The 22,824-nt window shown below is 48.4% G+C and carries 21 protein-coding genes; 11 read left to right on the top strand and 10 right to left on the bottom strand.

Annotated features, from left to right (window positions below; translation table 11 throughout):
• The 3 genes from SYK_RS06885 to SYK_RS06875 all read right to left on the bottom strand — a co-directional run bounded on the left by SYK_RS06885 (position 1) and on the right by SYK_RS06875 (position 2,453).
• Entirely contained in the window at positions 1-687 is a 687-nt protein-coding gene (locus SYK_RS06885; RefSeq protein WP_281762852.1) for a flagellar hook assembly protein FlgD, read from the bottom strand.
• Positions 684-1,265: an RNA polymerase sigma factor gene (locus SYK_RS06880; RefSeq protein WP_281762851.1), complete on the bottom strand. Its 582-nt coding sequence runs from the start codon at positions 1,263-1,265 to the stop codon at positions 684-686. The genes SYK_RS06885 and SYK_RS06880 overlap by 4 nt, the downstream gene beginning before the upstream one ends.
• Positions 1,266-1,598: 333 nt before the next feature.
• Entirely contained in the window at positions 1,599-2,453 is an 855-nt protein-coding gene (locus SYK_RS06875) for a flagellin N-terminal helical domain-containing protein (RefSeq protein WP_281762850.1), read from the bottom strand.
• A 259-nt stretch (positions 2,454-2,712) separates the two neighbouring features.
• On the opposite strand from SYK_RS06875, the gene SYK_RS06870 reads away from it, so the two are divergent.
• The 11 genes from SYK_RS06870 to SYK_RS06820 all read left to right on the top strand — a co-directional run bounded on the left by SYK_RS06870 (position 2,713) and on the right by SYK_RS06820 (position 14,034).
• Positions 2,713-3,420: a response regulator transcription factor gene (locus tag SYK_RS06870; protein ID WP_281762849.1), complete on the top strand. Its 708-nt coding sequence runs from the start codon at positions 2,713-2,715 to the stop codon at positions 3,418-3,420.
• Positions 3,420-5,342, top strand: a complete 1,923-nt coding sequence (locus SYK_RS06865) for a TonB-dependent receptor plug domain-containing protein (protein WP_281762848.1) — start codon at positions 3,420-3,422, stop codon at positions 5,340-5,342. The genes SYK_RS06870 and SYK_RS06865 overlap by 1 nt, the downstream gene beginning before the upstream one ends.
• Positions 5,330-5,878 (top strand): YfiR family protein, encoded by a 549-nt coding sequence (locus SYK_RS06860; RefSeq protein WP_281762847.1) that lies wholly within the window; start codon positions 5,330-5,332, stop codon positions 5,876-5,878. The genes SYK_RS06865 and SYK_RS06860 overlap by 13 nt, the downstream gene beginning before the upstream one ends.
• Entirely contained in the window at positions 5,868-7,397 is a 1,530-nt protein-coding gene (locus SYK_RS06855; protein ID WP_281762846.1) for a HAMP domain-containing sensor histidine kinase, read from the top strand. Before SYK_RS06860 ends, SYK_RS06855 begins: the two co-directional genes overlap by 11 nt.
• Before the next feature lie 65 nt (positions 7,398-7,462).
• On the top strand, positions 7,463-7,921 hold the full coding sequence (locus tag SYK_RS06850; protein WP_281762845.1) for a MarR family winged helix-turn-helix transcriptional regulator: 459 nt from the start codon (positions 7,463-7,465) through the stop codon (positions 7,919-7,921).
• Positions 7,922-7,966: 45 nt separating this feature from the next.
• Complete coding sequence (locus SYK_RS06845) at positions 7,967-8,986, top strand: class I SAM-dependent methyltransferase (protein WP_281762844.1); 1,020 nt, start codon at positions 7,967-7,969, stop codon at positions 8,984-8,986.
• Between the two features lie 263 nt (positions 8,987-9,249).
• Complete coding sequence (locus SYK_RS06840; RefSeq protein WP_281762843.1) at positions 9,250-10,308, top strand: extracellular solute-binding protein; 1,059 nt, start codon at positions 9,250-9,252, stop codon at positions 10,306-10,308.
• A gap of 84 nt (positions 10,309-10,392) precedes the next feature.
• Entirely contained in the window at positions 10,393-11,475 is a 1,083-nt protein-coding gene (locus tag SYK_RS06835; protein WP_281762842.1) for an ABC transporter ATP-binding protein, read from the top strand.
• Between the two features lies 1 nt (position 11,476).
• Positions 11,477-12,331 (top strand): ABC transporter permease, encoded by an 855-nt coding sequence (locus tag SYK_RS06830; RefSeq protein WP_281762841.1) that lies wholly within the window; start codon positions 11,477-11,479, stop codon positions 12,329-12,331.
• Positions 12,328-13,182: an ABC transporter permease gene (locus SYK_RS06825; protein ID WP_281762840.1), complete on the top strand. Its 855-nt coding sequence runs from the start codon at positions 12,328-12,330 to the stop codon at positions 13,180-13,182. Before SYK_RS06830 ends, SYK_RS06825 begins: the two co-directional genes overlap by 4 nt.
• A complete protein-coding gene (locus SYK_RS06820; protein ID WP_281762839.1) occupies positions 13,183-14,034 on the top strand; it encodes a glycerophosphodiester phosphodiesterase in 852 nt (283 codons plus the stop codon).
• 22 nt (positions 14,035-14,056) lie between these two features.
• On the opposite strand, the gene SYK_RS06815 is transcribed toward SYK_RS06820, so the two are convergent.
• The 7 genes from SYK_RS06815 to SYK_RS06785 all read right to left on the bottom strand — a co-directional run bounded on the left by SYK_RS06815 (position 14,057) and on the right by SYK_RS06785 (position 22,689).
• Positions 14,057-14,668, bottom strand: a complete 612-nt coding sequence (locus SYK_RS06815; protein WP_281762838.1) for an FmdE family protein — start codon at positions 14,666-14,668, stop codon at positions 14,057-14,059.
• 21 nt (positions 14,669-14,689) lie between these two features.
• Positions 14,690-15,445, bottom strand: coding sequence for an ABC transporter ATP-binding protein (locus SYK_RS06810; protein WP_281762837.1), 756 nt, complete (start codon positions 15,443-15,445; stop codon positions 14,690-14,692).
• The gene (locus SYK_RS06805) at positions 15,442-16,512 is read right to left on the bottom strand and encodes a FecCD family ABC transporter permease (RefSeq protein ID WP_281762836.1); all 1,071 of its coding nucleotides are present in this window, start codon (positions 16,510-16,512) and stop codon (positions 15,442-15,444) included. The genes SYK_RS06810 and SYK_RS06805 overlap by 4 nt, the downstream gene beginning before the upstream one ends.
• Position 16,513: 1 nt before the next feature.
• The gene (locus SYK_RS06800; protein ID WP_281762835.1) at positions 16,514-17,623 is read right to left on the bottom strand and encodes an iron ABC transporter substrate-binding protein; all 1,110 of its coding nucleotides are present in this window, start codon (positions 17,621-17,623) and stop codon (positions 16,514-16,516) included.
• Positions 17,624-17,904: 281 nt separating this feature from the next.
• A complete protein-coding gene (locus SYK_RS06795) occupies positions 17,905-20,940 on the bottom strand; it encodes an efflux RND transporter permease subunit (protein ID WP_281762834.1) in 3,036 nt (1,011 codons plus the stop codon).
• On the bottom strand, positions 20,940-22,049 hold the full coding sequence (locus tag SYK_RS06790; protein ID WP_281762833.1) for an efflux RND transporter periplasmic adaptor subunit: 1,110 nt from the start codon (positions 22,047-22,049) through the stop codon (positions 20,940-20,942). The genes SYK_RS06795 and SYK_RS06790 overlap by 1 nt, the downstream gene beginning before the upstream one ends.
• Before the next feature lie 58 nt (positions 22,050-22,107).
• Positions 22,108-22,689 (bottom strand): TetR family transcriptional regulator, encoded by a 582-nt coding sequence (locus SYK_RS06785; protein ID WP_281762832.1) that lies wholly within the window; start codon positions 22,687-22,689, stop codon positions 22,108-22,110.
• Positions 22,690-22,824 lie beyond the last annotated feature (135 nt).

Here is a 22,824-nt window from a genome sequence, read left to right as displayed (position 1 = left end):
TCAGGAAGTGGCGTATGTGACGTCCAGCATGTTCACGGTGCGTCCGTCGTCGAGAGAGAGGATGATTCCATCATCGGTATTGCTGATGCCGATAACCGTGCCGGTGGTTGTGGTGGAAACATCGATATCCGCACCGTTGCTGTCTTGTGCGGAAACGACCACGTAGTATATGCCGTTGCTCGCTGTGTCGTCGTTGTAATCAGTGCCGTCCCACGTGAATGCGCTGATTCCGGCATCCAGTTCGGAGTAGGTTTCGGTGTCCACGATGGTGCCGTTGCTGTCGTAGACGTTGCAGGTCACTGAGGCGGCATCTTCGGGCAGTTCGAAATAAAGAGAGGAAATGGAGTCCCCCGATACGCTGATGGTTGATCCATCTGCTTCGACCTGTTTGCCGAGGTAGTCCAAGCCGTTGGAGGCGGTCATGGCACCAAGACTTTCGGTCAGGGCATCCATTTTCTCATTCATTTCAGTCATCTGTTCGAGCTGGGAGTACTGGGTCATCTGGTCAACCATTTGTGAGTTGTCCACAGGCTCAGTGGGGTCCTGATATTGTAACTCGGCCAGCAACAGCGTGATGAAATCATCCGAAGTGAGGGAACTGGCTTCAGTATCAGTGGTGATGGTGACCGGATCAGGCGCAGAAGACTGCACCAGTGAGTCGTAATAACTTGTGGTGTCGATACTCATGAGACCTTCCTCCTGGGTGTTTCCATGGTGTCTATCTCGTGCAGTGCGGGAGTGGCTCCGTAGTAGGTACGGAGTCTGTTCAGGGCTTGAAATTTGATGCTTCTGACAGTTCTGGCTGTGATCCCCAGTGCTGTTGCGACTTCGCAGGCCACCATCCCTTCCTTAAAGAGGAGTGTTATGACTTCCGTCTGTCGTGCTGTAAGAACTCCCGCCGGGAGACTGAATATGGCCGCATCAATGTTTGGCTCTTCTGTGATGTGGTGGGTCTCGGTGAGTACTGATTCTGTCCATCGGATTTTTTTCCTGTAGTAATCAATTGTAGTTGTTCTGCATATGATGTTGAGCCATGTAATAAATGAGCTTTTTTCTTTATTATACTTTAAAAGATAGTTATTCTTAAAAATTTTCAATGCAATTTCTTGAAATATGTCATCGACCTCACTGTTATGAAGTCTAATATTTTTTGCATTAATGAAGTTGTAAATGAGTTTAAATATCAGTTTAGAGTGTTTTTTGAAGAGTTCATCATATGATATATTGCCAAATTTTTTTTCTATTTCAATTAATGTACTACTCATTGTTCGCCTCCTGACTACAAAATGAGCAATATGAATACCGTTTAATGTTCACTTATATAAAAAGTATGTTAGTAAATATTTTTTAAAAATGAATAATTGATCTGTTTTGTTTTGATGAAGACGTCATGATGAAATGAAAATAAATAATTCTTAATAAAAAACGATAGTTGAGAGTGGGGTGAAACCATTTGTTCTCCGTGAGGGAAAGTGCAGGCCGGAAAAAAACGCCGATGGGAAAAAAGATGTAACCGCGTCGGGAGTTTGGACGATGTAAAGAGTGAGGACCGGCCCGGATTGGTTCCGAGTCGGTCCTCATGTTGGAGAAGGAGTGGACTAGCCGATGAGTGACAAGGCCATCTGCGGGAGTGAGTTGGCCTGTGAGAGCATGGCCACGGCAGATTGGGTTATGATCTGCTGCTTGGTGTACTCGGTCATCTCAGTCGCTACGTCCACATCGGAGATACGGGATTCGGCAGCCTGAAGGTTTTCCGCCTGGACTTCGAGGTTGGAAATGGTTGCCGAAAGTCTGTTCTGCATTGAACCCAGGTTGGCTCGGACCTTGTCCTTGGACACGATGGCCGAGTTGAGTGCGTCCAGAGAGTTCTGGGCGAGTTCCTGAGTGGAAACGGCAGCGCCGACTCCGGTAGTACTGTTTGAGCCCACACCGAGAGCTGAAGCTGTGCAATTGTCGATAGTGATGGCGTACTTGTCCTCGGTGGCATCGTTGCCAGTACCGAAGTGAACTGTCAGCCCGTCGCCGGACAGATTGCCGTTGAGCAAGTAAATGCCGTTGAAGTCAGTGGCATTGGCGATACGGGTGATTTCCGAAGCCATGGCCTGATACTCGTCGTCGATAAGTTCACGCTGGCTATCGGTGTACGTACCGGTGGCGGCCTGCTCGGCCAGTTCCTTCATACGGATGAGCTTTTCATCAATGACGGAAAGCGCGCCGTCTGCTGTCTGGATCATGGAGATGCCGTCGTTGGCGTTCCTGACCCCTTGGTTGAGGGTTGAGATGTCGGAGCGCATGAGTTCGCGGACTGCCAGTCCAGCTGCATCATCCGCTGCGCTGTTGACGCGCAGGCCAGAAGACAGACGTTCCGTCGAGGTGCCCAAAGCACTGTACGCGTTGTTCAGATACCGGGCTGCCGAGTTTGCCATTAAGTTGTTGTTAACGACCAGAGACATACTTTCCTCCTTGAAAGTGGGTGCATCCATGCGGTGGTTTTGTTCACGGTGAGCAAAACGCACATTCAATGCCCCTCTATACGGAGGAGGATGGGCAATTCGTTTACATGGGAAAATTTTTCCCTGCATAAAAATTGCATGAGATATTGAGAAAACTACAGTGATTATTAATGCGTCTTAATCTTCTTTATATAAATTAACATTATATGAGTTTCAGTGTCTCTTCTAAAGCTATATAATCAAATGAAAAGGAGGCGGTATGAGTGATCTGTTGTTGATAGATGACGATCCCGAGGTTGCGGAACTCTTGTCCAGCTACCTTCAAAGCGAAGGTTTTGCCCTTGATTCAATGTATACAGGTGAGTCTGGTATTCAGGCCGCTGAGAAAAAGTCGTATGAGTTGATTCTGCTTGATGTCATGTTACCTGACCTGAGTGGGTTCAATGTGCTTTCCGCCTTGAGATCAAGTTCAAATATTCCGGTGATCATGCTGACCGGACGTGGAGAAGAGATTGACCGGGTGGTAGGATTGGAAATGGGGGCTGATGATTACATTGCCAAACCTTTTCCACTTCGTGAATTGCTGGCGAGAATTCGGGCCGTGCTTCGCCGGTATGACACCAGTCGATCTGAAGGCGGGGCCGTGAAGATGCTCCGGAAGAAGAGTATTGAGTTTGGTAATGTGGTCATTGATAGAAATACGCGCAATATGACCCTTGATGACAATCCCGTGCATTTGACTTCGACGGAGTATGATATCGTTGAACAGTTAGCCTTGAATATGGGGGCCGTGGTTGAACGAAACGATCTTATGGAGCAGGCGCTTGGTCGGGGTGTTGAGTTTGATGACTACGTCCTTAATGTTCATATGAGTAATCTGCGGAAAAAGCTGGGGTCACACGTCAGCATCAAGACTATCCGAGGAAGAGGATATCTACTCGCCACTTCACAAGGAGCGGCTGTCTAATGATGGTGCGAGGGTGGCTGTACGCTTTGGGCTTTCAGTCTCTGTGCCTTGTCTGTCTTTTTTTATGTTGTGTTGGCAGTGCATGGGCCGATGCAGAAGATCCTTTGGCCTCATTAAGTCTTGAAGAGTTGATGGAAGTCGAAGTGGTTACCACCTCTCGTCGAGCCGAGCCTTTGTCGCAGGTCGCAGGAGCTGTGACCGTTTTGGACGAAGATGATATATTTCGTTCTGGTGCCACCACCATCGCAGAAGCACTCCTACTTGTTCCCGGCCTGCATGGTGTCCAGATGGATACAGACAAGTGGGCCATAGGTATTCGTGGTTTTAACGGGATTTTAAGTAACAAGCATTTAGTTTTGCTGGATGGCAGGCCAATCACCTCACCAACAACTGCAGGGGTGGTTTGGGGAAATACGATCCCGGTCAGTATAGTGAAACGTATCGAGGTCGTACGCGGTGTCTGGACTCATCTATGGGGCGCGGACTCTTTTACCGGCGTTATTAATATTATCACTAAAAGTGCCGCTGAGACGCAGGGCGGGCAGAGTGTGACTCTTGCCGGATCAACCGGCATTGAGCAGTTATTCAGGTATGGAGACACCGTTGATGACGTGGCCTACAGAGGCTACCTCAGCGGCGGTTACAGGACTGGTGACTGGATTACGGGTGAGGGTGATGATCGAAGCTCTCAGGATTGGGTCAAACAGCAGGGTGGTTTTCGGGTCGATTGGGAGAACGCTTTTACTGATTCGTTGTCGTTACAGGGAGACTTGGCGGCATCAAGTATCAATGATGGCGCTTCTGGTTCACAAAAAATTTACAGGCCGCATGTTCGAAATGAATTTGGTGGATATGGGCAATTTTCCTGGCATAGGGCGACAGGGTTGGATGCCGGGATAGGGTTCAGGACTTCGTTCACCCGTGAACTCGTCAGCGTGGCTGATTTGACAGGCGGGACCAATACGCTGGACGCAGAATTACAATATGCTGCCGAGCAATACGGTCGGCATCGACTGACATGGGGAGTGGGAAGTCGCTACTTTTGGGACGATATCAAGAGCGGAGACAGGGCTACTATCGATAAAGAAAGACGGTATACATTTACTTCAAATGGGTTTGTTCAAGATCGAGTAACACTCCTTGAAGATAGTTTGTTTCTCTTTCTTGGAGTTAAATTGGATTATTTCGGACAGACTCCTGTGGAAGTTCAACCCACAATCCGATTGCTGCATACTCGGGAGGATTCGGAATACTGGTTGGCTGTATCCAAGGCTGTTCGGGCCGATACACGGTTTCAACGGAGTGGAAGCTATTCTATTGAGCATGGTGGCAAAGAGTATGTCGTTTATGCACCGGATTCATTGACGACAGAAAAACTCATTGCCTATGAAGCCGGATATCGTCAGCGCTTCACTTCGGATATCCATGGAGACATTTCATTTTATATCAATGACTATGATCAACTTGCCATGATCGATTTTGATAGAGCTACTCGGACCGCCACTTTGACAAATTCACTTGAAGGTTCAGCATATGGAGTTGAAGCTATTCTCGATTGGACGGTGAATAGTTGGTTGCGTCTCAGTCCTTCAATTGGCCTTGTTTATCAAGATCTTCGGAATATCGATTTTCTTCCGTCAGGAGATTCCATGCCGGAGGAAGGATTGTCGAGTGAATATAAACTTCACGCGTTCATGAAGCCCATGCAGGATGTCGGGTTTGATGTGTTGGCGGGATATTCCATTAGCCCGGATGAGCGCTTCATGCCCGGTTATTTTTCTCTGGAAGCTCATGCCTCATGGAAAGCTTCGGAAACCCTTATGCTCGAATTGATTGGTCGAAATCTTGGCGAAGCGACGAACCAATATTCCCCGTTGCACATTGGTCCGAGTGTCGATTTGCGTATGACATGGGATTTTTGATGAGTCGTGTTCAATTTTTTGTCATAACGCTCCTTTTTTGGACAGTCGGTTTGTGTCCCGTTTCATCCTTCGCCGGTGGCAAGCAACTCACTGCGACCAGTGAACAACTTCAGGCCTTGTATGTGCAGCGGCTAGTCAAGTATGTGAAGTGGCCTGTGGGCGCTGGCCCGAAACTTGGCGAACCGTATGTCATCGCTGCAACTGATTCCAAAAAACTTAAGCCATATTTTAATGACGCATCATCGCAGTTTCGGTTGGTGCAATGGCCTGCGGACGGTGTTCATGTTCTTGTTATCAATGGCGCACCCAAAAGAGAGGCTGCCGCCATCTTGAAGCGAACAGCAGAAATGCCTGTGCTGACTATCGGGCAGAGCCCAGCGAATCTTCGTCAGGGGGTGGTCATAAATTTTCGTATGGTTGGCGGAAAACTCAAGTTGCAGGTCAATCCGCATGCAGCCGGTGCAGCTGGGTTAAACATTAGTTCAAGATTACTTCGCATAGCCACGATATATAGGGGAGAAAGCCATGAGCAGTAAACAGCTGACCCCGCTTGGACGGAAAATAGTTGCGGCTATCCTTGGCACTACATGCATCGCGTTGGTATTGGCTTTCGTTTTGAATCTCATGCCCATAGTTTTGCAGTTTCGGCAGGCGGCTGTCAGCAGAACTTTGGCACAGGCCGAGTTGATGGCTGCGTCGTTGGTCGCTGCCGTTGATTTTGACGATGCTGCTGCCGCACAGGAGAGCCTTGAAACTCTGACTCTTATTCCCGATGTTATGGGAGCTGCCGTGTATGTGACCAGCGATATCCCTTTTGCTTGCTACGGTCAGACTCCGCAACGGATTGAAACTGTTAAGAAGGTTGAGCTGGGGCTTTCTTCTTTGACTGTAGCAATGCCCATATCCTCTGATATGTCGGGCGGTGTACTTCTCATCTCGCTGTCTTTGGAAGAACAATGGAGTATGATGCGAGGTTATCTCCTCGTTGCCATTTTTTCTTGTCCGGTGATTTTGTTTTGTTGCTACAGAGTTGCCATTCTGTTTCGTCGCAGACTCGGTGATCCGCTGGAGCAAATGACCGATGCTGTACGCGAAATATCTTTGAACAAGGATTATTCCCGGCGTGTCGATTATGACAGCGACGACGAAATTGGTGTGCTCGTTGCTGAATTCAATTCCATGTTGAGCAAGATTCAGAGTCGTGATCAACAATTGAGTCATCATCAGGAAGTGCTGGAAGAAACCGTTGAAGAACGGACTATGCAATTGAAACGCAATGAGCTTGAATTGTTGCAGAATAACCGCCTACTCCTTTCGGAGATCAAGAAGCGTGCTCAAGCCGAGATGATCCGGGAGGAAGTGGAACGCATCAATCGTCATGATTTAAAATCTGGTTTGAGTCTTGTTATCGGGTATCCTGAGCTGCTTTTGAGCGAAGGGGAACTCAACTCTCGCCAGGAGAAACACATCAAACGGGTTCGTGCCGCCGGATACCGAATGCTCGACATGATTCGGAACCAGCTCAATATTTTCAAAATGGAAAAGGGTATTTATTCCCTGAGTCGAAGGTCGGTCGATCTCGTGGAAATCATGTGTGGTCTTGAGGAAGAATTTCGTCCAATGCTCGAGAGTATGGGAATAGCCATAGAAATGCAGTTGAATGGTCAGGACGTTGAAGGACGTGAAGTTTTTGTCGTTCCAGGAGAAGGACCTCTGTTACGCGCCATGTTCAGAAATTTGATACAGAATGGTATTGAGGCATCTCGTCGAGGTGATCATGTGTCTGTGGATTTATCAGATAGTGAGGGGAAAAGCGTCGTTATTGCCAACTCGCAAACGGTTCATGAAGATGTGCGGAGGCGGTTTTTTGATAAATATGTGACGCATGGCAAGGAAAATGGAACCGGTCTTGGGACGTATTTTGCGGCACTTATTGCGCGGACGCATGGAGCAGATATTTCCATGAAGACGCAACCTGACAGAGGGACACAGATTACAATACTGTTCAGGAGTCATCTCCAAAACGTTGAAACTCCGCAAAATTTACCTGTATGATATAGTGTTCTGTTCTTTTTGAATCAGTTCTTGATTTCATTGTGTTTAGTTGCTAAACACAGTGCATGAGAACTTTTGAAGAGATGATGCCGATGCTCAGGCAATTCAGTCGAGCCATGACAAAACATTCCCTTGTTGACAGGAAATCGTATGATTTTGGTGTGGGTATGTCGCTGCATTCAGCAGAAATTCACATGGTTACCACGGTAAATATGCATGATGGCACAGGAGTGACCGAATTGGCCGAAGAGCTTGGCACCACCAAGGGGGCTGTCTCTCAATTGGTCGGCAAGCTTGTAAAAAAAAGGTTGCTCATGAAAGAGGCCGACCCCGAACATGGAGCGCGAGTGATTATCAGGACAACAGATCTTGGAAAGACGGCCAGTGATAATCATATGGCCTTTCATCGAGAGCATGATCGGGATTTTGTGGAGTATATGAGCCAACTCGATGACGTTTCATACGAGACGATTCGCGATTTTGGCAAACAGATGAATTTGTGGATGGACAACTATTTGAAATAATTTTTTTAGTAAATAAGTTTAGCAACTAAACATACCGGAGGGCATATGCTTGTCACAAAACCTCAGAATAATTTTGAACCGATACATGCCATGCTGATGCAGTCCTTCAATGCCAAGGCGATCATGAGTGCTGTGGAGTTGAAGATTTTTGATCTGCTTGATGGTTCGGTGCGGGAAGCGTCTTCCCTTGCTGATGAAATGGAAGTCAGTATTGAAAGATTAGAGCCGCTTCTGAATGTTTTGGTAGCAGCCGATTTGGTTGTTAAAGAGAACGACGGGTATCGGAATACTCCTTGTGCTTCCGAATTCTTGGTGAGTAGTGCACCCCTGTATCAGGGGGACAGTATGCGTTTGACCATGCGTTTTAATGCGATGGTGGAGGACAATATTACGGAGCTTGTTCGCGGCGGTGAAGTTAATATGAGAAAGACTGATCAGGATTGGGGGGTCGATGAAGGCATTGAAGGGACGGCGCAGGATGCCATGGGTGGGCCTTTGTCACCTGTAATTGATTTTACGGCTTCTTTGCCTGGATTCGTCGATTTTAAAGTCATGGGTGATATCGGTGGTAATCACGGTATGTATACCATGGGAATGTTGGAGCGAAATACGAATATGCATGGGGTCATTTTTGATTTACCTCCTGTAGCCGAGAAGTCGCAGGCCCGATGCGACCGGTTCGGTTTTGGTGATCGTGTTACCACGCAGGGAATAAATTTTTTAAAGGATCATTTGCCTGCCGGTGAATTTGATTTGATCCTCACCTCGCATGTCCTGTATATTTTTAAAGAGGATCTTGTTGGTGCATTGGAAAGAATTGCCGAAGGCTTGAAGCCGGGGGGCTGGTATGTCTCTCAGCATTATTCTGGATATGCCAAGCCTGGGTATGAAATGGCCAAGGCGTCAGTCGAGTTACTGACGCGTTTGTGCGGCTATTCTTCTCATTTTATTGAGCAGGAAGAGTTGACCGGAATCCTTAAAAATCTCGGTTTTGAGGACATTCGGTGCCAGCCGGTTTCCGAGACTGGTCTCGGGTTGATGATCGCTGCGCGAAAAGCCGTGTAATTTATTGTTTCACGGCAGTCGCCTGAACAGGCGGTAGTATTTTAATCGAGAATAAGAGGTTGTCCAGAAATTTGGGCGGCCTTTTTTTGTGGTTGTGAAAGTGTTTATGATTGGTGTTTTATATTGGATTTTTGGGAGAAAGTTCCTTGTTGATAGTAATAAGACGCCAAGTTGTAACATTTGTCGGTTGTGTAAAACTGTACATGGTTGTATTAAAAATGAGATATTTCGTTCATTTGTTATTTTTAATAAGGAGTATGACCGTGAAGAAGATTATCGTGTTCGCTCTTCTGGCAATGTTTGCCTTTGCCGGGACAGCCCATGCGGAAACGCTGAAATTGCTGACGTGGAAAGGGTATGCCCCTCAGAAGTTGATTGATACTTTTGAAAAGGAAACCGGAATCAAGGTTGAAGTCACTTTTTCCAACAACGAAGAGATGATCGCCAAGTTGCGTGCTACACGCGGTGCTGGTTTTGATCTGGCGCAGCCTTCTCAGGATCGTATTTCCTCCGTGCAGGAAAAATTCAAGCTGTACCAACCGCTTGATTATTCGAAGATTGACGCCGCGCTGTTCATTCCGTCCATGTTGGACGCAGTGAAGAAGAACACTTTGGTTGGCGGTAAGTCTCACGCTGTCCCGTTCTGTTGGGGAACCTCCGGCCTGATCGTCAACAGTGACAAGGCTCCAGAGGCAACTTCCTTCAAGGCGTTGATTGATTCCAAATATGAAGGTCGCGTCAGCTACCGTCTGAAGAGACCTACTTTGATCGCCATGGGTTTTGCCCTCGGCTATGATCCTTTCTCTCTGTATGGTGATGTCACAGCCTACAAGGCCATGCTCGACAAAATCGCTCAGACCCTGATTGATGCCAAGCCTGTTGTGAAGAATTACTGGGCCAATGGTGATTCTTTGCTTGAATCCATGCGTTCCGAAGAAGTTTTCGTGGCCATGGCTTGGGATGCAGGCGGATGGAAGCTGCATCTCGATAACAAGGCAATTGATTTCAAGGCTCCTTCCGAGGGCGCATTGGGTTGGATCGACACCTTCGCCATTCCTGCCAAGGCCAAGAATATTGACGCTGCTTACAAGTGGATCAACTTTATCATGAAGCCTGAAAACGCTGGTTATTTTTCCTCTCAGGAAAAGTACGCCACTGCTTCTCAGGGCGCACTGAAGTTCACTGACAAGGCTGTGGCTGATAACTTTGCTCGTTCCTTCCCGCAGGCTACCATTGATAATATCAAGTGGTACCCGCCGGTCCCGGCCAAGCTGGAAAGCATCGAAGGCAAGATTTTGGATAAGATCAAGGCTGCCAACTAGCCAAAGCTAAGCATCCAAGGTATTGGAGGCGGGGTGTCCGAAGGGACTCCCCGCCTTATTTAATCTTTAATTCCACGAAGAGCTATGACCAACGACCTATCCGTTCGCAATATGATAAAACGGTTTGGCGATTTCGCCGCTGTTGATGATGTGACTTTTGATGTCCCTACCGGTTCTTTTTTTTCTATTCTCGGGCCGTCCGGTTGCGGCAAGACAACACTTTTGCGCATGATTGCAGGTTTTGAAGGCCCCACGTCCGGTGCGATTGAGATTCGCGGGAAGGATATGCTCGATGTGCCGCCAAATTTGCGGCCGGTCAACCTCGTGTTTCAACATCTCGCTTTGTTCCCCATGATGGATGTGGCCGGGAATATAGCATTTGGGCTTAAACGGCGGGGTGTTGGTGCTGCTGAAATCAAACAGAAAACCGAAACCATGCTTGACCGTGTTGGCCTGCCGGGGTTCGGTAGTAAGCAGATCAGTCAGCTTTCCGGTGGACAAAAACAGCGGGTGGCCATTGCTCGGTGTTTGGTGTTGGAACCCTCGGTGCTCCTTCTTGACGAACCGCTTGGTGCGCTTGATCTTAAACTTCGCGAACAGATGAAAGTGGAGTTGAAGAAGTTGCAGGCCAAGGTTGGGACGACTTTTATTTACATCACCCACGATCAGTCCGAAGCCCTTGTCATGTCCGATCATGTGGCCGTGATGAATAAAGGTCGATTTGAACAGGTGGGGACGCCTCAGGAACTCTACGGTAAACCAGCAACGCCATTCGTGGCAAAGTTTGTCGGGGACAATAATATCTGGAGTGGGCATGTGACCCAGCAGATTGACGGACATGTGCTCATTTCTACGGATGAAGGTTATTCCTTCCGTACGAAGTCGCATGGTTTGTGTGGCGTTGGAAAGAGAGTGGACCTGTTCCTTAGACCCGAAGCAATACGTATTGAACCTCGGAATAAGGACGGTTTGAATACGTTTAACGTGATAGTGAAAAGCATTTTGTTTGATGGGGCCAACAGTCGACTTTTGACCGTCACCAAAGAAGACCATGAACTGTTGGTCACGCTCCCTCAGAATCGTAAATTCGACTATATTGAACCGGGGAATGAAATTGCCATTGGCTGGCATCCTGAGTCCGGTATCTGTTTTGAGGCGGAGGCGTAGAATGCAACGCTCCCGTCTGGTTTTTTGGATTTTTTTTGCACCGGTCATTATGTGGTTGTTGCTGCTGATCGTTTTGCCGCATCTTGATCTCCTGACTATGAGCTTCAGGGGGGAAGATGATTATGGTAATACGGTCTGGACAATACAGAATTATATGAATTTTTTTACAGAGCCGGTCTATTGGCTGACTTTTGTCCGCACTGCGCTCTATGCGATTATCACCACATTCATCACTTTTTTGCTTGCCATGCCGGTTTCTTTCTATATAGCCAAGCTGGCAAGGACGCGGGTGCAGGGTGCACTCATGATTCTGCTGCTGCTCCCGTTTTGGGTCAGCGAGCTTGTGCGTATTTATGGCTGGATGATTCTGCTACGGGAGTCCGGGGTGCTGAATTTTTTCATGCTCAAATTGGGTGTTATCGATACACCCATCGAAATGCTCTATAATGATGCGACAATGATCATGGGACTGGTTTACACTTCTATGTTGTTCATGGTCGTACCATTAATTTCGGTCATGGATAGCTTGGACGACAGTCTCATTGAAGCCGCACATGATCTTGGAGCAGGGCCTCTCACCATTTGGCGGACCATTATCATCCCGCATTGCAAGCCTGGTATTACATCTGGTTCCATCGTGGTTTTCATGTTGGCATTGGGTAACTATCTGACACCGAATCTCATGGGCGGCAAAAATTCGCTCTGGTTTACCGAACAGATTTATAATCAATTTATTGCCAGCTTCAACTGGAATCAGGGTTCGGCTTTTGGCTTCCTGTTGCTCATCCTCAGTTCGCTTATTATTTGGGTGGGGCTGAAGCTTACGCGCCAGAAGCTTGGGGAGGTGGCGTCATGATTCGCTCCTTGCCCAGAAGTCGGAACTACAACTGGTCGTTTAATCTGTTCATTATCGCGTATTTCGTCTTCTTGTTTGCGCCACTCCTTGTCACCTGCGTACTGGCGTTCAACGATTCCAATTATCCGTCCTTGCCGTGGCAAGGTTTTAGTCTTGACTGGTTCGTCTCTTCTGGGCCAGAAAGAGTCGGTCTTTTTTTTGATGATCAGAATTTGCGTTCCATTTTGACAAGTTTTCAGACCGCCTTTTTTGTTGCTATTCTCAGCGTGGTGGTCGGTACCTGTGCGAGCTTTCTGTTTGAAAAAGAGGACTTTCGTTTTAAGGGTGTACTCTATTTTCTCATGCTTGCCCCGTTGGTTATTCCGGGCGTTATTCTTGGAATTTCTCTGCTCCTTGCGGCCAATACGGCCGGGACGTTTTTTGATGAGACGTTCGGGCTGGATTTTGACCTCTTTCGTCCCAGTTTTTGGCTGGTCGTACTTGGGCAGTTCTCATTTATTTCAACCTTTGTGACGCTCGTTGTCTCGGCACGATTGCGTAAGTTTGACAAGTCGCTGGAGGAAGCCGCTCTGAATTTGGGAGCCACTCAACTCAGCGTCATCTGGTATATTACTTTGAAATTCCTGCGTCCGGCCATTATCGGCGCGGGAGCCGTGGCCTTTCTCATGAGTTTCGAGAACTTCAATACCACGTTGTTTCTCGTTGGTTCGGAACCGACCCTGCCCATCAATCTCTATTTGCAGGTTCGAGATGGTAGCACGCCGGTTATTAATGCGATATCCTTGATGCTCATAGTTGGTACGTCGTTGTTGGCCATGGTCAACCTCTATTTCACGAAGAAGGAAGAGTAAGTGTTTTTCGATTTTTTACCCGGAGTAGGGCACGTCGGTGCTCATCGAGGCGCACGTACTCTTGCGCCTGAGAACACCATGCTTGCGGCTGAGTTGGCTGTGAAGATGGGTGCTAATTTTTGGGAACTTGACGTTAATAAGGTGGCAGATGGGACACTTATGGTGTTCCATGACGACGTTTTGTCACGCACCACGGATGTTGCCTCGAATGCTGGCTTTACTGGGATTGCGCCATGGGCGACGCATGAATATTCTTGTAAAGAATTGCAACAACTTGATGCCGGGTCCTGGTTTATCGAGGAAGATCCTTATGGTACCATTGCCAGTGGAGAAGTTTCATCCGCAACTCTTGACAAGATGGTTGGTCTGCAGATTCCCACACTTAGGGAAGCATTGGAATTTTCTCGTAGACACGACCTCCCTGTGAACGTTGAAATTAAGGATCAGCTTCAGTCTCCGGGCGATCTGTCCATTGTTGATGATGTTTTAAAAATGGCGCATGAGACAGAAACTGAAGATCTTATCCTGCTTTCTTCCTTCAATCATGACTATTTGACTCGGATGCATTATCTTGCCCCGAATATGCCATTAGCAGTTCTGGCTGAAAAAAAGCATCCAGACGATATCCCGGGATATCTCAAGCTCCTTGGGGCGACTGGCTATCATCCGGCCAAGGATATTATTGATCCAGAGCTGGTGAGAGACCTTGCTAGTCGGGGTATCAAGGTCAACCCGTATACCGTGAACGACATGGACCAAGCTGTATCACTGATTAATGCCGGTTGTTTCGGGATTATTACGGACTTTGTTCATAAGCTTCGTCATCGGCTTTCAACGCAATCATCGCGCTAAATTGTTTTCGTTTTTATGGGTGTTAGATTTTCTGCTCCCTTGCATTAAAGCAGGGGATGCAGAGGGTCTTGCCACCCATTCGGCGTGTGCGGGACTCCATGATGGATTCGTTGCAGCACTCACAAACCAGACTTTCCAGAATTCGAGCAGGAGTCGGGACAGGCTCTTTGGGCTGAGTGATGACGAACATGTCATCTAATTCCAGTGCCATAAACAGTTCCTGCAACATTTTGCGGAGGGCCGCTATACGATCTTTTTCGGCGGAGGTGATTGTGCCATCGCTGTCTTTGCGCATGAGAACTGCGAGTTCGTTGTCTATTTCATCTTTGATCCCGGGTTTGATGAAAGCTCGGAAGCCTTTTCCGTTGTTCCTGTCATAGAATGAAAAAGCCATCTTTCCGTGATCGCGGTGGAGGAAATTCCCTTTGCCGTACGTGCAGGTGGTAAGGAATTGGATTGCATCCACGCCACACATGTCGGTTTCGGAAACAGCTACCATGTCGACATCAGGGGAATCGCCCAGCTCGCGTAGAGCAAGTTCTGCAGCACGGATGCCAACGGCAAGCCCTGGGCAGCTGTGCCCGTGAAATTCTATAGTTTTATCAATGGTATCAGGTGTAAAATTACAGGACATTGAATTCTCCTTTGAATGAGGTCAAATGGCAGGGACGATCATGGGATGCCCCTGTATTGTATGAATGTGGACCGGAAGGTCATAGACCTCTTCCACAACATCGGCGGTGACTGCGCAGGCCGGACCGGTTGAATGAATGCGGCCATCTTTGAGAAAGAGGACTTTATCCGCATAGCGAAGGGCCGTGTTGAGGTCGTGCATGGTCATGATAGCACTGATACGGTGTTCATCGACCACGCGGCGGAGCATTGTTAGGATGTCGACCTGACTTTTGAGGTCAAGGGAACTTGTCGGTTCATCAAGGAGCATCAACTTTGGTTCCTGAACCATGGCGCGTGCAATGGCAACTTTTTGCAATTCGCCTCCGCTTAGGCAGTCAATATGGCGCAGAGTCAGCCCTTTCAGGTTGAGTCGATTGATGGCTGAATCTACGATTTTCAGGTCGTTATCTGAGGGACGCCATTGAATATGGGGTTTTCGTCCCATCAATATTGCATCAAAAACCGTCATGCGGGCGGCTTCGCTTTGTTGGGCAACATAGCCGACACCCAGAGCTATTTCGTGGGGCGGCATGGTCAGAATATCTCGTCCTTCGACCATGACCGCGCCTGCGGATGGACGGTGGATGGCATTGATACATTTTAGCAGTGTTGTCTTGCCGACACCATTAGGACCGAGGATTGCGAGTAGTTCGCCACCGTCGAGTTGGAAGTTTACATCGGAAAGGACCGGAGTCGCTCCATAGGTAAATTCAACGTCGGAGATAGAGAGGATCATCGGCGTTGCCCCCGTATTATGAGATAAATAAAGATTGGCGCGCCCATGAAGGCCGTGAGCACGGAAACCGGCAGGATGTGCGGAGCCAGCATAAGGCGAGCCGCTGTATCTGAAATGAGCAGCAGGAGACTGCCGCCCAGAATGGACGCGGGCAAAAGGAATCGGTGGTCCGAGCCGATAATTCGGCGGGCCATGTGCGGCACAACCAAACCGACGAATCCGATAATACCGAGAAACGCGATAATCGTCGCTGTTACCAAGGATGCCAGTAACATGCCGATCAAACGGACCCGTTCCACACGGACTCCGAGTCCCTTGGCGGTTTCATCTCCTGCATCGATGGCGTTGTAGTTCCAACTGTTGGTGAGGAAATAAAGTGATGACACGGTAACGACTGCCGTGATGACTCCCAACTCAGACCAGGATGCACGAGCAGTGTCGCCAAAGGTCCAGAAGACCATGGCAGCCAGTTGGATATCATCAGCGAAGAATTGTAGAAACATGGTTCCGGCCGTGAAGAGTGCTCCGAGAGCCACACCGGTCAAAACCATGACCTCAGGTGTTGCACCGCGTGTGCGCGAAATGCCCACGATGACGCCGGCTGCGATGAGACTGGCGATGAAGGCCGCCGCAGTAGTCATATACGGGCTGGTAATGTTGACAGCACCCGCATTGGTGGAAGTCATGACGCCACCGCCCAACATCATGACAGAAAAAGCCGCTCCAAATGCGGCAGCATGAGAAATGCCGAGCGTGAATGGTGACCCTAACGGATTTCGTAGAATGGATTGCATGGCAGTGCCGGATATTGAGAGTCCGGCTCCGGCTACGACGGCCGCGAGCGCTTGGGGCAGGCGGATATTCCAGACGATGACATCCACGCGTCTTGAAACCGGGAAGTCCAGTAGTGAAGCTATGACGTCGGTCAGGGGGATTTTCGCTGCTCCCAGGGAGATGGCGATCACCAGAGTGATCGCCAAAAGTCCCATGGAGGTGATCAGGAACGTGGTCTTCCAGCCGATATATCGACGATATTCGGCAGGAATTTGTCCGTCAGAGAAGTGCATATTAGTTTACCGGAACCGGGGTGAATACATATCCCTGAAAAAGTTGGTTTACTAATTCAAAGACAGGTTTACCCACGAGGAATTGATAAATTTCGTCTGCCTTTTTTATTGGATCGACGTCGGTGAACCGGTCGGGGTAAAGAAGCTTTCCGATGTAAAAGGCATTGGCCAAAATGGAGCCGTAGTTTTTTGAATAGCAGTTATAGGGCAGTACTCCATAGACTTTGCCTTCGGAGACGGCGGTCAGGCTACGGTATGCGGGGTCATTCCGCAGCTCATACAGTCCTCCAGCCTTGTTGCCTAGTTGCATGGTCATGAGGTCAAGGAACAAAATATCCGGGTTCCAGGCTACTATCATTTCCTTGGATACATCAGAATGGCTAAGTTCTTTGCCGGTAAGACCTTTGTTGTATGCGAGATTGTTTGCATTGATGAAAGCGAATGGTGGGTAGGCGGGTTCAGTGGATTGGAACCCATGAGGTCCTTTGAAGGCGACACCGCCAATGAAAACACTGGGACGACCTTCTTCAGCAATGTCTGTTGTTCTTTTTTTAAGCTCGGCAATCTCTGCTTCAAAGTAGGCGATGACTTCTTCTGCTCTCTCTTGTTTCCCGATGACTTCTGCCATGGTGCGGAGTGCCTGGTAAAATTGCGGGCGGAGTTTGCCAAGGTTGCCGTAAGTGAGTGTTACCACCGGGATTCCGGTTTTTTGCTGAAGTTCTATCGGGTCGTATCCCATTTTGTTTGCATATGTTTTAAAAATGACCTGAGGTTGAGGTTCAAGGGTCAGTATCAATTCGGGATTGTCGTGGCCACGAAACTCTCCAAACATGGGCATACCAGTGAATTGAGGATTGGCCATTGCATAGGGGCGTGCATCGTAAGGGCTGGTTTCTGATTCAATATCGTCAACAGCTACAACCATTGATTGTGCTTGAAGATATGTCAGAAGGCGAAGACATCCGGGACCTGAACAAATGACGCGTTGGACATCTTTTGGCACTTGGACAGTTCGGTTGGCACCATCAGTGACGGGTCGAGTGTCTGAAGAGGCTATTGCCGATGTGACTAGAGTCAGAATAAGCAGAGCAACGCATATACAATTTTTCACTTGTAAGCCCCTTTTGGTGTACGATTTTTTATTATTTGGTGTCTTTATGTTACGAAATGGCTATTCGTAACACCATGTAAGGTAGGTGAATCAAATGAATTCGTCAAGAGGGAGTATGAAATCAGAGTGTTGCAGTTCAGTTCTTGTCGTTGATTTTTTTGTAGAGAGGATGACCGGTGGTGATCATGCCGTATGGGCACGTAAAAAGGGCCGGGGTTTGTGCTTCCCGGCCCTTTCAGTGTTTGGCATGTAGGGCTGCCAAATGGTTGAGGGGAATATGTTTATGCCGAGTTTTTTACCTTGTGGAACATGGCGAAAAAGAGCGGCACAACTATCAGAGTCAGGACCGTGGCAAAAGCCAGGCCGGACATAATGGTGACTGCCATTGATGAAAAGAATGGGTCGAGCATCAATGGGAGCATGCCAAGGATTGTCGTTGCGGCAGCCATTGCCACTGGACGAATACGGCTGACAGCCGAATCCACGATGGCATGATATGGTTCCTTGCCGCCCTCCAGTTCTAGTTTGATCTGATCAAGGAGGACGACCGCGTTTTTAATGAGCATACCTGACAGACTGAGGAATCCGAGCAGGGCCATGAATCCAAATGGTTCACCTGTAATCAATAATCCTACGGTAACCCCGATGATGGCCAGCGGCACAGTCAACCATATGATCAGTGGATTGCGCAGGTTGTTGAATAGCATAATCGTTACGAGCACCATGATGATGGTGGGGACGAGGAGTGAGCCAGCGAGACTCGTTTGGGCGTCTGTGGAATCCTCATATTCACCACCCCATTCCATGATATACCCTGGCGGCAGTTCGATATCTTCGATTTGAGGCCTTAGGGCTTTGAACAGAACTGACGGCAGACCTTCAGCCGGATCACAGGATGCGGTTATGGTCAGCAAGCGGTTCCGTGTTTTGAGAGTTCCGAAAGCCATTTCAGTCTTGAATTCGGAGACCACTTCCTCCACTGGAATCATCTGTCCGGCGGTGGGACTGAAGACGCGTACGTTGCCGAGTTCCCTGACTTCCATTCGTTCGTTTTCAGGAGGTCGAACTACGATGGGAAGCAGTTTGTCGCCTTCTCGATAGACGCCGACCGTGGTGCCGTCAAAGAACATATTCAAGGCTTTGGACAGTCCGGGGCGAGTGATACCAGCCAAACGGGCCTGGGCTTCAGCCATGACCGGATGGATAATCTTGACTTCCTGTCGCCAGTTGTCGCGGATGCCTTGCGCATTCCCGCTGGCGTACATGATGTCCTGAGCCTGAGTGGAGAGTCGTTTGAGGATTTTTGTATCCGGGCCACTGAAACGGACTTCAATGGAGGCGTCACGGCCAGGGCCGAGACGGAATTTTTTGAATTTCGGTTCTGCATCAGGGAATGAGTTCTCAATTTCTCCTTGATATTTAGCCATGATGGATTCGATCTGATGATAGTCTTCCACTTCAACGAGTAGTAGGCCGTATGCCGCATTTGTCTTTTCTGGGCTGTAGGTGAGGATAAAGCGAGGACCGCCTTGCCCCACGAAGGAAGTGACGGAAATGATATTTTTATCTTCCATCAGCATTTTTTCTATTTGATGAATATCATTGCTGGTGGTTCTGATATCCGTCCCTTGCGGCATCCAATAGTGGATCAGGAAGCGTGGCTGTGTTGAGGCTGGAAAGAAGCTTTGTTTGACAAAGCCGAATCCGTAAATAGCCAGGGAGAGCATGACGACCAGACAAAGAACGGTCGTTGTTCGGTGATGCATGCATAAAACAAGAAACTTTTTGTATATGCGATAGAGTTTTCCGCCATAGGGGTCTTTGTTCGATGAGACTTTGGGATGCAGGAACATGTGACAGAGCAAAGGCGTGACCGTGACGGCGGTAATCCAACTCATGGAGAGCGAAATACAGAGGACGATGAACAAAGATCTGCAGAATTCACCGACGCTGTCTTCGCTGAGGCCGATTCCGGCAAAGGCCATAATGGCTACGATGGTTGCCCCAAGCAATGGCCATTTGTTTTGATTGACGACTTCTACGGCCGCTTGAAGCCGATTCATTCCCTGTTGATAGCGGATGAGCAAACCTTCCACGACGACGATAGCGTTGTCGACCAGCATACCTAGTGCGATGATGAGTGCTCCAAGGGAAATGCGTTCCAAAGCGACGCCGGCCATTTTAATGAATATGAAGGAGCCACAAATAGTGATGAGCAGGATGATCCCAATGAGCAAGCCAGATTGCATTCCCATGAACAGGAGCAGTACGACAATAACGATAGCCACGGCTTCGGCGAGGTTCAAGGCAAAGGAGCTGACAGCGTTCTCCACTCGTTTGGGCTGATAGTATACTTTGTCGATTTTCATGCCTACCGGCGTCTGGTTCTGGAGTTCGTCCAGCTTGGCATTGACGGCAGAGCCGAGGTCAACAACGTTGCCACCTGAAACTGAGGATATGCCGAGCGATACGGAATTATCGCCGTTATATCGCATGATTTGTGTAGGAGTGTCGGAATACCCTCGGCTAATTTCAGCTATATCGCGAAGCGGGACAAGTCTGCCACTGGCGTTGTCCTTGATAAGCAGGTCGCCAAGACTTTTGACGGAATCGATGGTGCCAGTGGGAGATATCTTTATGTATTCCCTGTCAACTCGGACATTACCGGCGGGGACCACGAGGTTACGTTGTGACAATGCGTTGTAGACCGAATCTAGTGAAAGTCCCATGCGGCTCATACGTGCACGGGAAATCTCCACATAGACTTTTTCGGGCTGACTGCCCCAAATAGTGATCTTTGCTACCCCCTCAACTAGGAGGAGTTGTTTCCTGAGGTAATCGGCAAAATCCTGAATATCCTGTTGCGGATACCCATCTCCCGAAACGGAGAGCAAAATCCCGTATACATCGCCAAAGTCATCAATGACCATGGATGTTTCGGCTCCAGGAGGCAGTTGAACCTGCGCGTCATTGACCTTACGGCGAAGTTCATCCCAGACTTGCTGGAGTTTTTCATGGCCGTATTTGTCTTGTACTTCTACGGTGACAATGGACTGGCCTGGGTTATTAATTGATTCGACAGTATCAAGCTGTCCTAACTCCTGAGCCGCACTTTCAATGACATCGGTGACTTCATTGGTTACTTCTTCCGGTGTGGCTCCAGGGTAGTTGGTGATAATGAGGGCGTCCTTGATGGTGAATTCAGGGTCTTCCAATCTGGACATATTCAGGAAGGAAAGTGCACCGCCTACAAGGAAGCAAGCCGTAAGAACCAAAGTAATGGTCTTCTTGCGAATGGAGAGTTCTGCAAGGTTCATTATTCGCGGCCTCCGATTCGACCATTAAGCACTTTTACTTTTTGACCTTCACGCAGGTAGTTGACTCCAGCTACGATGAGGAGATCGCCGGGTTGAATGTCACCGGTAACGCGGAACATATCCTGAATAATTTTTTCAACTTCGATTTTCCGTTTTTCCACGGAGCTATTGCTGTCAAGAACCCAGACATACTTGTCGCCTTCGACTTCACCAACTACTGATGAAAACGGAATGGTTACGGAGGCGGCGCTTATCTCTTCGGGGACACTTCCCACAATTTCTACGGTCATACCGGGGTGGATTCCAAGTCCCTGCGCATTATTCATGGTCAGAGTCACTTCGTAGGTTTGGGTCTGCGGGTTAGCGTTGGTCTGGTATTCCTTGATACGGACAGGGAAGAGTTTGTCCGGATATGATTCGAAACGTGCCTTAAATCCTTGGAGATTGGCGTCGCCTGTTTTGAAGGCCTTGATCCAAATGTTTTCCGGGATATCAATAACAACATCCAATGCGGAAGTATCGGCCAACTGGACAATGACTTCTTTGGCTTGGACGTATTCGTGATTGGATGGGATCTTTTCGGCAATGATTCCACTGAACGGAGCTTCCAATCTGGTGTATTGCAGATTGAGTCGCGCTCGTCGCAGTGACTGCTCAAGGGAGAGAACCTCGGATCGGCTGGTTTCATACTTGGATTGCGCAGCGTCAAACGCTGACTGGGCAATGATTTTATCGTCAAGAAGTTTGCGGTTACGGTCAATGTTGAGCTTGGCTTCGTTCAGGACCGACTTTGCTCCAACAAGACGGGCTTGAAGGTCAGCTACGGCAGCTTGAAAATCACGTTGGTCGAGCATGGCAATGAGTTGGCCCTGCTTGACGGGGTCACCTTCTTTCACATTCAATTTTATAATTTGCCCTGCGACGCGAAATGCGAGGCTGGCTTCACGTGTCGCTTTCACTTTGCCAGGAAAAGTTCGTGACTCCTGCGCAGTCGCACTTTCAACGGTGAAGACGCGGACCGGCCGGATGGATTCTACTCTCTTGATTTCTTCTTTGCAGCCTGCCAGTGCAACGGTGAGCAACAGGCAGAATACGATGACTTTTCTCATTATCTTCCCTTGTAGGACTGAAAAATTAATCAGTTGATTAATTCCAGGTTAAAAAAAATTACGCCCAGTATCCAGTGAGGCCTTTTTGAAGAATTTCTACAATCGCATCTGCATATTCTCCGACCATTTTTTCGTCGTCGATACAACTGCCTCCGCCGAGTAGATAGTCAGAAAAAACGGCACCGATAATGACTGTGAAACCCAGTCCCGGAATACCGTCTAATCGTGGTCTGTTGATTCCCAGTCGTTCAAAGTTTTCTTTGTAATTTTCCAGTGACTCGCTGATGATCTCGTCTCTAAGATCCTGTAATTCTTCAGAATCGTGGTTTAATTCGCGCAGGCCGATGAGGTAGAGATCGCGGTTTGATCGGGCGTTTTCCAGTACTGTTGGTACAAAATTTTTAATTAACTCATGGGGGTTAAGAGACCTATTCATGCAACGTTTGGCTTCACTGAGGAACAAATTGGAGAATCGAGAGAAAATCTCTCGCAGCAAGCCTGTTTTGCTCCCGAAGTAATAGGAAACCATGGCGCTATTGACGTCTGCCTCTCTGGCGATGTCGCGGATGCCCACCGTATCAAAGGTGCGCATGGCAAACAGTCTCGCCGCTGTTTTGAGTATGTGTTCCTTCTTGTTCATATCTATTAATTAATCGCTTGATTAATGTTTGTCAATACCAATGTCATTTCGTTGTGTGGCAGTATTGAGAAGTAAAACACGTTTATTTTAGGTAGATTATGACAGTATGGGCAGGCGAAAGTGTTTATGGTAGCA

Origin of the sequence: Pseudodesulfovibrio nedwellii (assembly GCF_027923765.1) — a bacterium.
GTDB classification, from domain to species: Bacteria; Desulfobacterota; Desulfovibrionia; order Desulfovibrionales; family Desulfovibrionaceae; genus Pseudodesulfovibrio; species Pseudodesulfovibrio nedwellii.
This window is presented reverse-complemented; position numbering and strand designations above follow the sequence as displayed.